We start from the raw sequence: 12,999 nt of genomic DNA, 5'->3' as shown, positions 1-12,999 counted from the left end.
CGTTCTAAAACGTTATAAGTTGAAAACAGAGCAAAGGCTTAAATTAGGAGGTAATTATAAATGACTATAAAGAAAATTGGAGTATTAGGAGCAGGAGCAATGGGCGGGGGAATAGCCCACCTGGCCGCTCAAAAGGGATTTGAAGTGGTCTTGTGTGATGTCGACATGAAATTTGTTGAAGCCGGGGTTGCTAAAATGACAAAACTCATGGACAAAAGTATTACGAAAGGCAAAATCACGGCTGAAGATAAAGAGGCCATATTAGCCAGGATTACTAAAACCACGAATCTGGAGGACTTTGCTGAGGTTGATTTCTTTATTGAAGCAATCATTGAAGACCTAGATATCAAAAAAACAGCCCTTGCCAAAGTTGACAAGATTCTGAGACCAGAAGTCATTATGGGATCAAATACATCATCTATGTCGATTACTGCTCTTGCAGCTTCCACCAGCCGTCCTGACAAATTCCTGGGAACACATTTCTTTAATCCGGCTCAGGTAATGCGCCTTTGTGAACTTATCCGGGGAGCTATGACTAGTGATGAAACGATGCAAAGAGCAGCTGATCTCGCATCGGCTTTAGGTAAAACCTCAGTTGAAGTAAAGAAAGACACTCCTGGTTTTATCGTAAATCGGTGTATGATGCCCCAGTTCCTGGAGGCTATTCGTTTAGTGGATGAAGGCGTTGCGACACCCCAAGACATCGACACCGCAGTGAAGATGGGTCTGAATTATCCCATGGGTCCCTTCGAACTTATGGATTTGACGGGAATTGATATTGCAGCCTTTGTTACGGACTATTTCTACGCTGAAACCGGGAGAGAACTATGGAAAGCTCCCCATGCTTTGAAGAGTATGATAAGAGCCGGACGCCTGGGAGACAAAACCGGCGCTGGCTGGTATACGGATAGAGTAAAGAAATAATCTGGCCGTAATGGCTAGTGAAACTCACAATTTGAAAGGGGAAAGACCCATGACTTATGAGACCATTCTGCTTGCTAAGGAAAATGGAGTGGCTACCATCACTTTGAACCGCCCGCCCATGAATCCTTTAAATAGTCAACTTTTCAAGGAACTAGGCCATGCTGTAGACGAAATTGCGGAAGACAATTCTATAAAAGTCCTTATTATCACCGGATCGGGCTCCAAGGCCTTTGCGGCCGGTGCTGATGTTTCAGAAATGGCTTATCTGAGTCCGGTGGAAGTCTATAACTTTAATATGGGCTCCAGAAAGACTTTTGATAAAATAGAGAACCTGGGAAAACCGGTTATAGCCGCGATTGCAGGGATAACCTTTGGCGGTGGATGTGAGCTGGCACTGGCTTGCGACTTCCGTTTTGCGGCTGAAAACGTAAAGATCGCTTTTCCCGAGACCGGTTTGGGGATCATACCGGGCGGCGGTGGTACCGTACGTCTTCCGAGGCTAATCGGCGTTGGCAGGGCCAAGGAATTGATTTATGGAGGCGAGATGATTGATGCGGTGACTGCAGAAAAACTCGGCATTGTTACTAAAGTAGTCGCTGTGGATGTTTTAATGGAAGAGGCACAGAACTATGCCGCCAAATTGGCTGTAAGACCTTCTGTAGCTATGAAGATGGCCAAGGAATCCATCCAGGCAGGGGTTAATCTGGATAGCAGCTCGGCCTTAAATTATGAAAATCAATGCTTCATCACTGCATTTGCTAGTGAAGATGCCAAAGAAGGCCTGGGAGCATTTTTGGAAAAACGTAAGCCAAACTATACGGGCAAATAGAAATTTCAAGGAAAATGAGGTGGAGATTTATGTCGGAGCTGCCTAAAGGAGGGAGCTATCTCCTGGGTCCAACAGACCCTAACAATATTTTCACTCCTGAGGATTTTGCTGAAGAGCATAAAATGATTTTTCGAACCGCCCTAGGATTCGTTAAAGATAGAATTCTGACAACTATCGAAGATATGGAAGCAAAAAAGGAAGGGTTAAACAAGCAGCTGCTTTTGGAAGCGGGTGAGTTAGGGCTGCTGGGAATCGATATTCCTGAAGAGTACGGCGGATTTGAGATGGATAAAATCAGCACCAGCGTTGTAGCCGAGTGTATGGGTTGGTCTGGCGGTTTTGCCATGACTCATGGAGCTCAAACGGGCATTGGCAGTCTGCCAATTGTCTTCTTTGGCACTCAGGAACAAAAGATGAAGTATCTGCCAGGCATTGCAGCCGGTGAAACGGTCTCAGCCTATGCCTTGACTGAGCCTGGTGCAGGATCAGATGCCCTGGCGGCCAAGACTTGGGCGGTATTAAGTCCTGATGGCAAACATTATATCCTGAACGGCACGAAACAGTTCATCACCAACGCACCTATTGCCGACCTATTCATGGTTTTTGCCAAGATTGACCGGGAAAAATTTACTTGTTTTATTGTCGAAAGAGATTCGGAAGGCCTGTCAACGGGACCTGAAGAACACAAGATGGGCATTAAGAGTTCAAATACCAGCAGCCTTATTTTGGAGGACGTAAAGGTTCCGGTTGAAAATGTACTCTATGAAATCGGAAAAGGGCATGTCATTGCGTTTAATATCCTAAACATGGGACGCTATAAAACGGCTGCTAATGTGGTGGGTAATAATAAGTATGCCCTGGAACTTTCTGCCACTTACGCCAATGATCGCCGACAGTTTAACAAACCTATTGCCGAAATGGGAATGATTAAAGAGAAATTGGCGGAAATGAACATTAGAACTTATGTTGTGGAAAGCATGGTTTATCGTACTGGAGGTCTGTTGAGCAATATCCTTCATAGCTTAGATCTTTCTGGTCCGAACGGGGGGCAGGTTGCGGCCAAAGGCATCGAAGAGTATGCCATGGAATGTTCTATAAATAAGGTTCTAGCTACTGAAATCCAAGGCTTTGTGATGGATGAAGGAGTCCAAATCCACGGAGGATACGGTTTCACTTCAGAATATCCGATTGAAAGGCTTTACCGGGACTGTCGTATTTACCGTATTTTCGAGGGAACCAATGAAGTTAACCGAACTGTGACCTTAAATACCCTGGTTCGTCGGGGCCTGAAAGGCGATATTCTCTTACAGCCCGCTATAGAAAAGGTTAAGGCGCTTGTTGCCAATGGAGTTTTAATTCGAAAAGACGAAGAGCAGATGATTCAGGCTGCCAAGGATATTCTGTTATTTACTCTGGGAGTGGGTATTGAAAAATATGAGGCAGGAATACTGAAGCACCAAGAAATTATTGGCCGCTTAGCTGATATCGCCATGTATACGTTTGCCATGGAAAGCGCCTGGCTGCGAGCCCAAAAAGCTATAGCTGCGGATGGTGAAGCCGGCGCCAGACTAAAACGGATTATGGCCACAGTCTATATTTATTCCAACATAGAGATGTTGGTTAAGTCTGCAAAAGAAGTATTGTCAACATTGACTGATGGTCAAGAACTAGCAAACGATCTGGATAATCTTTCGAAGTTACACCGCTATATTCCTCGGAATATTATAGCGCTGAGACAAGAGATCGCTTCAGCTGTTTCGGAAGCGGGTAAGTATGTAGTTTAATAGGGGATTGAAGCGATGTCTTATCGATACTTGGCTGGATAAAGGTGGATTGCTCGCAACAACTGGCATATCTTGGGGGATTGAGTGGTATTGCCTTAAAAAATAAGCAGCGCTTAGAGGGAACAGAGTCAAGTGATGCCCTCAGACGACTACTAGTTAATTTTAGGCCAAACGTTATTATTGGGAGGAGAGATTTTATGTCAGGCGAACACCAAGATTCAGCATTTGCCAACCCTAGTCCAGCCGGTTTAGTTGCGTTAGGAACAACTTTAATCATGTTTTTTGCCCTTCTTTCTGGAAGAGTGGCACCAACCTGCCTGCCAATATTCGCCATGTGGCTGTTAGGTGGTTTTGTTATTCAGATAGTGGTAGGAATCATTGAATTGCGCATTAATAATATTTTGGGAGGGAACCTGTTTACCTGGTTTAGTGGCTATTTTATGTTGGCAACGGGTCTTGCCATGCTGATGGAATATTTCGGCGGGCATGCTGGTTTGAAATTTGACGGTACAATTGAAGGCTGGGGATGGATTGGCCTGACCCTTGCTCAAATACTATGGTCGCCGGCGTTTTTCAAACGCACTCCTTTATACTTGAATCTGATTATGATGGCTATGATTACCTCATCGATTTTCATTACTCTAATGAAATTAGATTGGGTTTCTCCAGCTATTTGTGCCCCTATTGCCGCCTGGCTATCTCTTATAGCCGGTTGTTTAGGCCTCTGGTGGTCTGGTGTCATTTGTATAAACTGGGCTTTTGAAAGGGAAGTGATACCTAATCCAGGTCCAATTCTGAGTGGTAGTACGCAAAGAGGGAATACTGGAGTCCCGAGAGCCTAATTTCTTTGTTCCCTTAAAGATGTTACCGGGAAGGTAATGGGTACCTCTCCAGATCACAGAGTAAATAATACATGTGTGATAAGAAAGGTTTGTTTTAATGCGCACGGTATAATGTTCGAACTCAAAAACCTTAATCCCCCTTATGCTTGGGGCAACGGGTAGAAACCCGTTGCCCGGCATTTCTGAATTAATATTCAAGATTTGTTTCTTGGGAAAACTGATTTCATAATCGATCTTGAAAGAAGTGATAGTGTGGCTTATAAAGATTTACGTGAATTTCTAGCCCTCTTGGAGCAAGAAAACCAGTTAGTAAGAATAGAAGAAGAGCTTATGCCGGAACCAGATTTAAGCGCCATAGGAAGGGCTGCTCCCAATTTGGATAACGGCCCAGCTGTGCTGGTGGAAAAGGTAACTGGATATAAAAACAGTGTGGTTTTAAATGTGCATGGTTCGTGGCAGAACCATGCACTCATGCTCGGCTTGCCTAAGAATACCTCCATACAGGATCAATTTTTTACTCTCGATAAATTATGGTCTGACTATCCGGTAAAACCCGTATGGGTTAAGGATGCTCCCTGCAAAGAAATCAAAATCACGGAGGGGATCAACCTTTTTGAATTGCTTCCCCTGTTTCGTATTAACAAATTTGATGGCGGGTTCTATCTATCCAAAGCCTTAGTCGTCAGCAAAGATCTGGATGAGCCTGACAACGTTGATAAAGAAAATGTAGGGATATACAGAATTCAAGTCCAAGGAAAAGACCGGCTGAGTATTCAACCGTTGCCTTTCCATGACATCGCAATTCATTTAAGGAAGGCGGAAGAACTGAATCAACCGCTGCCTATTGCGATTTGCCTGGGCAATGATCCCGTTCTCAGCTTTATGGCCAGTACTCCAATTGAATACGTTCAATCGGAATATGCCTTTGCTGGAGCACTGAAAGGAGAACCAATCGAGCTTACCAAAAGTGAAGCGGCTGGCCTTGATATCCCTGCCCGCAGCGAAATAATCCTGGAAGGGTACATCATACCCAGAGAAAGACATATTGAAGGACCTTTTGGCGAGTTCCCGGGTAGTTATTCCGGAGCCAGACTCCAGCCAGAGATCAAAATTCATACCATTACCCATAGAGCCAATCCCATATTTGAAAATCTCTATCTGGGCATGCCCTGGACAGAGATTGATTATCTAATGGCCCTTTAAATGCCAATCCAAGTATTTCCACCTATACAGGCAGCTCAAAAAGGGTATTTTCCCGAAGTAGTAGCTGTTAATGCCATGTACACGCACGGAATTGGGGTAATTGTCTCCACTAAATCACGGTTAGGCGGATATGGCAAGGCCGTGGCCATGAGGCTCTTGTCAACGCCCCACGGTATGCCCTATTCCAAAATAGTCATCATTGTGGACGAATTTGTTGACCCATTTAACCTGCCGCAGGTCATGTGGGCCTTAACTACCAGAGTTCGGCCTTCCAAAGACGTGATCCTCATACCATGGGCACCTGGCATGCCGCTGGATCCATCATCAGAACCGGCCGGGATGCACACCAAGCTTATAATCGATGCCACTACCCCGGTTGCCCCAGATGTAGGAAGAGAAACCGAACTTTTGGATGTGCCCGTAAAAACTGACTATTGGACCAACTATCTGAAAAACACTGTCAGAAATATGGGAGGGAGGTAATGACATGATTTGTCCAAGATGTGATTCGGACACGGTCGACTTAATGGTCCAATCTCCAGTCGGTAATGTATGGGAAGTCTATAGCTGCAACACATGCAACTTCTCCTGGAGATCGACTGAAAGTGAGGACATAACAGACCCTGTTAAGTATGATAAGAGATTTAAAATTAAACCTGAGGAAATACCGTCACTTGAGATAATACCCCCTATACCAAACCTTAAGAAGTAGCTTGATAGTTTGTTTGAAGCATTATTAGTTAATGTTGAAGAGGTATCCCCACTACTAAACAAGATGGTTAAAATAGATATATTTCTTATGGAACCAGATCAACCGAGAAGGGAGGTAATTATAATGAAGATAATCGTTGGGATATCTGGAGCCAGCGGGGCTATACTGGGGGTTGAATTATTAAGGGCACTTCAGTCTCAACCCGAGTGTGAGACTCATTTGGTAATATCGGACGGAGCTCAGAAGACGTTAAGCCTTGAAACTGATTGGAAAATGGAAGAGTTAATAGCAATGGCCGATTATTATTATGACGTTAAAAACATGGCAGCATCAATTGCCAGTGGTTCCTTTACGACTGACGGCATGATTATTATTCCTTGCAGCATGAAGACCCTGTCCGCTGTTGTCCAGGGGTATGCAGATAATTTACTTGTCAGGGCGGCCGATGTATGCCTTAAGGAGAACCGTCGTATTGTTCTCGTCCCAAGAGAAGCTCCTTTTAACAGGATTCATTTAAAAAACCTCCTTGCAGCAGCTGATTTGGGATGTACAATTATTCCACCGGTCTTGACGTTCTACAATTATCCCCAGACGATCCACGATCAGATAAATCATATAACTGGCAAGATATTAAGGCAGTTTGGGCTTGAACACAGTGGTTTTAAGCCTTGGGCCGGCGAGGGAAAATAAATCAACCTGCAGACAGATTACGCGGTTTACGACCAATTTTATTAAAGTTCATTTCAAAACATTGGTGTCGCAATTCGTATAGAAGAAAAGTATCTACGAACGCAATGTCTAAGATACTTTTCTTTATTATGAAAGCTAAGTTAATTCGAATATTACAAAGTTTGGATTTTACGTGTCGTAAATTGAATGGCAGAAAGATTAAATTTGAAATTTAATCTTTGAAAAAAACAATTTTTGAACAGGTTATCACTGCTTAAGTTTAACAAGGTATAGAAAGGAAGTATTTGAATGACTCGTTCGGAAATTCTTATAATGCGACGGGAAGAATTATTAGGAAATTTAGAACCGAAAAATGAAAGTTGTGCAAACTATAGTTCTGAACTGATTGAGGATATTGATGACGAGTTGAAAGAGATACAACAGTACGAAAAATGTAGAGCCAATAATCTAACGGAGCTAAAAGTGCTTTTGTTCTCGCTTTTGCCACAGAATATAGGTGAGGATTACAATAAAATATATAAAATGGTGATAAAAGCGGCTCGGCAATAATGTCCACTGGACATTATCGTATCTGAAGCCCCGATGTTAGTTTTAGCTGAACGAGTTCACTTAGCAGTACAGTTCATCACTTCTCCAAAGTCGACTCAGAGACGAGAAAATAGCATTTGAAAGCAAACGAAGCTGGTTTGTCATATGAGAAAGGAAGTGAAACCTTTCGTTTTCGAATTTATATATATCTACATATCCTGGATACTTTGCTCTGATCTTTTGAAGAGACATTTTTGAGTTGCAGATATTGGGCTATTTTCTTAATGAACTTAAAAGCGGTATATAATAGAAATAACAAGGGAGGAATATCAATGTCGAGGAAAAAACAGGTTAATGATTTAAGATCGGCTTTAGAACTATTGGAGACCGTTCCCGGACAGCTCATTGAGACAGATATCGAAGTTGATCCCCATGCTGAGTTATCAGGAGTTTATCGCCATGTAGGTTCAGGTGGAACTGTAATGAGACCCACAAAAGAAGGCCCTGCGATGATTTTTAATAACATCAAGGGGTTCGATAATGCTCGAGTAGCTATTGGCCTATTAGCCAGCAGAAAACGTGTTGGATTGCTTCTGGATGCGGACCCGAAAAAATTAGGCTATCATTTGATGATGGCAGTAAAAAATCCTATACCGCCGATTGTCATTGACAAAAACGATGCAAAGTGTCAAGAAGTTATTCATTATGCTGATGAGCCGGGTTTTGATTTGAGAAAGTTAGTGCCTGCACCTACTAATACTGAAGAGGATGCCGGCCCTTATATTACCTTGGGTATGTGTTATGCAAGCGATCCTGAGAATGGGGATAGCGATATTACAATTCATCGCCTTTGCATACAGTCTAAAGATGAAATAAGCATGTTCTTTACTCCCGGTGCCCGCCATTTAGGTGTTTTTCGTGAAAAAGCAGAAGCGATGGGCAAACCACTGCCAATCTCCATAAGCATTGGTGTAGATCCGGCTATTGAAATCGCTTCCTGCTTTGAGCCGCCTACAACACCTCTTGGTTTTAATGAACTGGATATTGCTGGAGCACTGCGTAATAGCCCCGTGGAATTGACAAAATGTCTTACAATTAATGAAAATTGTATTGCCAATGCAGAATATGTCATTGAAGGTGAACTGCTTCCTAATGTTACGGTGAGAGAGGACCAAAACACCAATACAGGAAAGGCGATGCCGGAATTCCCAGGATATACAGGTGAGGCCAAGGATGTTCCTGTCATTAAAGTTAAAGCAGTGACTCATCGTGTTAATCCAATAATGCAATCTTGTATCGGACCGAGCGAGGAACATCGATCTATGGCAGGCATTCCTACGGAAGCAAGTATCTTTCAAATGATTGACCGTGCGATGCCTGGCAGATTACAGAATGTCTATGCTCCGCCCTGCGGAAATGGTAAATACGTTATTATTATCCAGTTTAAAAAGAGCGTTCAAAGTGATGAAGGACGTCAGAGACAGGCTGCTCTCCTCGCTTTCTCAGCCTTTAGTGAACTTAAACATGTCTTTTTGGTTGATGAAGATGTTGATATATTTGATATGAATGACGTCATGTGGGCAATGACCACGAGATTTCAGGGCAATGAAGATGCCATCTTTATTCCAGGGGTTCGCTGTCATCCATTAGATCCTTCAAGTACACCTGAATTTTCATCAAGCATCCGCGATGTTGGCATCGCCTGCAAGGCAATCTTTGACTGTACTGTTCCTTTTGATCAGAAGCAGCATTTTACGAGAGCAAAATTCATGGACATTGATGAAAATAAATGGGCGGAGTATATAAAATAGCTTCATAAATCGTTTTTCAGGAATCTAATTCAAAATCAGCTATAGTACGGCTAAGTTTATGCCGTTACCGACGAAGGAATTCAAATTAATATCGAAATTCAGCTGGCAAACAAACATGACATGGAACGGAGGACACTATATTACTGGGCCAAAATGTACGCCCTCCAAATGCAGGAAGGGATGGGTTATAAGGAGTTAGCTAAAACAATAACGATCAATATTTTGGATTTTAACTTTGTAAGAGAGACTAGAAATTATCATAGCGTATTTCGCCTTTTCGAAAAGGATGAGGGATTTGAACTTTCCGATGCTCTGGAAATCCATTTCATGGAACTGCCTAAACTTCTTGTAAAATGGAGAGAATAACTTATAAGCCCAAGGGAAGACGGATTAGTGAGATGGTTATTTTTGTTAGAAGGTTCCGAGGACGAGGAAATATTTAATACTTTGGAGGAGATTGCTGTGCAAGACCCAGTGTTGAATAAGGCAATAGAAGAGTGGGAAAGATCAAGCGATGACCCCAAAATCCGTGAAGAATATTTAGCTCGGTGTAAGTTTGTACTTGACAGATTCTGTTTTCTTAAGTATTATCAACTGTAAATAAACATATTTTTACAGGTGCCCAATGAGGGAGAATAGGGAACCGGGTGTAAGTCCCGGACGGACCCGCCACTGTAATGGGGAGCTATTGCCGCAACCACTCTATAGGGAGGAAGGGGGCAAGGAAGCTATGAACCAGAGTCAGGAGACCTGCCTGTAAATTCTATCTGTCGGCTTCGTGTTTAAGTCGATTTAGGTGAGGATGATGGAAAAATCCGCGCTCTTAGTGAGTTGCGGATTTTTTGTTTTAAACGCTGCTAATTTGAAGGGTGACTGATTTCGAGGGAGGCGAAAAGAATGTTTCCGTGGGAACTTCATGACAAACCCCGTGACGAGTGTGGTGTTTTCGGTATTTACGCTCCAGGTAAGAGTGTTGCTCTGAAAACTTATTATGGACTTATTGCACTGCAGCATCGAGGAGAGGAAAGCGCAGGGATAGCCGTTTCCGATGGGAAGGAACTTAGATTACATAAGAAAATGGGCTTGGTTACAGAAGTTTTTAATAAGGATCTTATTGAAAACTTAAAGGGAAATGCCGCCATTGGACATGTGAGATATTCAACCAGCTGTGATAGTTCGGAAGCAAACGCTCAACCTTTGGTTTATAAGGATGAACGGGGCAGTATCGCAGTAGCTCATAATGGCAACATAACCAATGCAAGTCAATTAAACAAGAGGTTGGCACCAGCGGGAGCAACTAAATCACTCAAGTTAGACAGTGCAGTTTTTTTGAGTTTTATAGAACATTACAGGAATCTCCCGCTTAAGAAACTCTTGGAACGCTATCTGAATGACATATCAGGTTCCTACTCACTGATCATGCTGACAGAAAACAGTCTAATCGGCTTGCGAGACCCCCATGGGATGCGCCCCTTATGCTTGGGTAAAATGAAAAATTCCGAAGTTGGTTATATGATAGCTTCGGAAACGTGCGCTATTGAGGCTGCAAACGGCGAAGTGATTCGGGAGATTAATCCCGGCGAGGGTGTGATAATCAACGAAGCGGGGATTGAGTTTATCCAAAACTGTTCGAGACGACGCCAATGCTTTTGCGTGTTTGAATACATTTATTTAGCACGTTCGGACAGTGTACTGGATGGCAGAACTGTGAATTCAGTCCGCAGAGATCTTGGCAGAGAGTTGGCCAGAGAGCATCCGGTGGCTGGGGACGAAGTCATAGCCATTCCCGAGTCTGGTACGGCAATGGCTATGGGATACTCCGAGCAGCTTGGCCTGCCTTTCCGAGAAGGTTTGATTAGAAACAGGTACATGGGAAGGACGTTTATTAAACCTGAACAAACGGAACGAGAACTGGCTGTCAAGCTGAAATTTAATGTTCTTGGCGATGTGATTCGAGGGCAAAGGGTAGTTATTGTGGACGATTCCCTTGTTCGGGGAACCACCAGCCGCCAAATTATCCAAATGTTCAGAGAAGCAGGCGCTAAAGAAGTGCATTTTCTGGCAGCGTCTCCGCCCTTACGCTTTCCTTGTTATTACGGTATCGATATTCCGTCCGTTGATGAGCTTGCAGCTGCGCAGCGGACTGTTGAAGAAGTTAGGCTTCAGATTGGAGCGGACAGCCTTCATTACCTTAGTCTGCCAGGAATGCTTCAAGTCCTGCAGCGGTCTGAAGAGCTTTGCACGGCGTGTTTTGATGGGGTATATCACGTTCCTGTTTTTAAACAGGAAACTGGTTAGAGATGCAACGGGATTCAAAGAAAATCATTATATATTATCGGGAGGATGAGGAAGATAATGATGAGTTTATTAACAAAAGCGCGTGAAGGAATAATAACACCTGAAATGAAGCAGGTGGCGGCTTGCGAGAACGTTGCACCGGAATTTATCAGGCAGGGAGTTGCTGAAGGAACTATTGTCATCCCTGGTAATATCAACCACAAGACTCTTGTTCCTGTAGGTATTGGGAAGGGACTGCGGACTAAGGTCAGTGCCAGTATCGGTCTTTACGGCAGTGAAGCTATCATAAGCGAAGAAATTGAAAAGGTCAAAACGGCATTGGCAGCAGGTACGAATGCTCTCATGGATCTGAGTGTCAGCGGCGATATTGATACCATGCGTAAAGAAACCTTAAATTCTGCTTTCGTGCCGGTTGGAACACTGCCTGTTTATCAGGCAATAGCCGAAGCTGGGAAAAAGTACGGTTCGACTGTAAAAATGGATGTCGAGGAAATGTTTGAGGTCATTGAGAGACATGCAGCCGATGGTGTTGATTTCCTGGCTTTGCACTGTGCAACGACTATGGAGGTTGTGGAACGGGCTAAGAAAGAAGGACGCCTTGATCCCTTGGTAAGTTACGGAGGTACTCACTTAATCGGCTGGATGATTGCCAATCAATGTGAAAATCCTCTTTATGAACAATTTGATCGGGTATTGGAAATTGCCAGGAAATATAACGTAACTCTCAGTCTGGCTGATGGGATGCGACCTGGTTGTCTGGCTGATTCTTTGGATGGAGCCCAGGTTCATGAATTGGTTATTTTAGGAGAACTGGTCAGGAGGGCCAGGGAAGCAGGGGTCCAAATCATGATTAAAGGACCTGGGCATATGCCTCTTGATCATGTGAAGGCGACGGTTACGTTACAAAAGAGCCTTTGCAAGGGAGCACCGTATTTTGTGTTTGGACCGTTGCTGACGGATATTGCTGCCGGTTATGACCATATTAATGCGGCTATCGGGGGAGCTCTTAGTGCCTGGGCCGGGGCGGAATTTCTTTGTTATGTTACCCCAGCTGAACATATTGGCGTGCCCAGTGTTGCTCAGGTGCGGGAGGGAGTCATCGCTGCCCGGATTGCAGCTCATGCCGGTGACTTAGGCAAAGGGTTGAAAGGAGCCAATCAATGGGATTTGGAAATGTCTATGGCCCGAAAGAAACTGGACTGGAAGAGGCAGATGGAACTGGCCCTTGATCCCCATAGAGCCGAAGAGATCAGAAACACTCGCAATCGGGAGAAGTCTACGGCTTGTGCCATGTGCGGAAAGTATTGTGCTATGGAAATCGTTGCGAAGTATCTGAACACAGCTAAACAGAGCTGTTAAGAAGGGAAAGGTGAATATG

The 12,999-nt window shown here is 43.8% G+C and carries 12 protein-coding genes, 1 pseudogene and 1 riboswitch; all 13 genes and pseudogenes read left to right on the top strand.

The window, feature by feature from the left end:
* Window positions 1-60 precede the first annotated feature (60 nt).
* The 13 genes and pseudogenes from DEAC_RS15380 (at window position 61) to thiC (ending at window position 12,980) form a co-directional block, all read left to right on the top strand.
* The gene (locus DEAC_RS15380; RefSeq protein ID WP_047810967.1) at window positions 61-924 is read left to right on the top strand and encodes a 3-hydroxyacyl-CoA dehydrogenase family protein; all 864 of its coding nucleotides are present in this window, start codon (window positions 61-63) and stop codon (window positions 922-924) included.
* 49 nt (window positions 925-973) lie between these two features.
* Window positions 974-1,753, top strand: a complete 780-nt coding sequence (locus tag DEAC_RS15375) for an enoyl-CoA hydratase/isomerase family protein (RefSeq protein WP_047810966.1) — start codon at window positions 974-976, stop codon at window positions 1,751-1,753.
* 29 nt (window positions 1,754-1,782) lie between these two features.
* The gene (locus DEAC_RS15370) at window positions 1,783-3,537 is read left to right on the top strand and encodes an acyl-CoA dehydrogenase family protein (RefSeq protein ID WP_047810965.1); all 1,755 of its coding nucleotides are present in this window, start codon (window positions 1,783-1,785) and stop codon (window positions 3,535-3,537) included.
* A gap of 197 nt (window positions 3,538-3,734) precedes the next feature.
* Window positions 3,735-4,379, top strand: a complete 645-nt coding sequence (locus DEAC_RS15365) for an acetate uptake transporter family protein (RefSeq protein WP_047810964.1) — start codon at window positions 3,735-3,737, stop codon at window positions 4,377-4,379.
* 252 nt (window positions 4,380-4,631) lie between these two features.
* Window positions 4,632-5,582, top strand: coding sequence for a UbiD family decarboxylase (locus tag DEAC_RS15360; RefSeq protein WP_345788177.1), 951 nt, complete (start codon window positions 4,632-4,634; stop codon window positions 5,580-5,582).
* Window positions 5,583-6,065, top strand: a complete 483-nt coding sequence (locus DEAC_RS24710) for a hypothetical protein (RefSeq protein ID WP_345788176.1) — start codon at window positions 5,583-5,585, stop codon at window positions 6,063-6,065.
* Window positions 6,066-6,069: 4 nt separating this feature from the next.
* Window positions 6,070-6,294, top strand: a complete 225-nt coding sequence (locus tag DEAC_RS24235; protein WP_047810963.1) for a non-oxidative hydroxyarylic acid decarboxylases subunit D — start codon at window positions 6,070-6,072, stop codon at window positions 6,292-6,294.
* A gap of 123 nt (window positions 6,295-6,417) precedes the next feature.
* Window positions 6,418-6,984 (top strand): UbiX family flavin prenyltransferase, encoded by a 567-nt coding sequence (locus DEAC_RS15350; protein WP_047810962.1) that lies wholly within the window; start codon window positions 6,418-6,420, stop codon window positions 6,982-6,984.
* 288 nt (window positions 6,985-7,272) lie between these two features.
* Window positions 7,273-7,533, top strand: a complete 261-nt coding sequence (locus DEAC_RS15345; RefSeq protein WP_047810961.1) for a hypothetical protein — start codon at window positions 7,273-7,275, stop codon at window positions 7,531-7,533.
* Between the two features lie 311 nt (window positions 7,534-7,844).
* A complete protein-coding gene (locus tag DEAC_RS15340; RefSeq protein WP_047810960.1) occupies window positions 7,845-9,323 on the top strand; it encodes a UbiD family decarboxylase in 1,479 nt (492 codons plus the stop codon).
* Between the two features lie 66 nt (window positions 9,324-9,389).
* Window positions 9,390-9,923 (top strand): annotated as a pseudogene (locus DEAC_RS22830) (Rpn family recombination-promoting nuclease/putative transposase); the annotation flags it as partial.
* A riboswitch (cobalamin riboswitch) is annotated at window positions 9,923-10,095 on the top strand. Its footprint overlaps the pseudogene before it by 1 nt.
* A gap of 125 nt (window positions 10,096-10,220) precedes the next feature.
* Complete coding sequence (purF, locus tag DEAC_RS15330) at window positions 10,221-11,621, top strand: amidophosphoribosyltransferase (protein WP_047810959.1); 1,401 nt, start codon at window positions 10,221-10,223, stop codon at window positions 11,619-11,621.
* A 60-nt stretch (window positions 11,622-11,681) separates the two neighbouring features.
* On the top strand, window positions 11,682-12,980 hold the full coding sequence (gene thiC, locus DEAC_RS15325; RefSeq protein WP_047811063.1) for a phosphomethylpyrimidine synthase ThiC: 1,299 nt from the start codon (window positions 11,682-11,684) through the stop codon (window positions 12,978-12,980).
* Window positions 12,981-12,999: the final 19 nt, after the last annotated feature.

The sequence above is a fragment of the Desulfosporosinus acididurans genome, from assembly GCF_001029285.1.
GTDB lineage: Bacteria > Bacillota > Desulfitobacteriia > Desulfitobacteriales > Desulfitobacteriaceae > Desulfosporosinus > Desulfosporosinus acididurans.
This window is presented reverse-complemented; position numbering and strand designations above follow the sequence as displayed.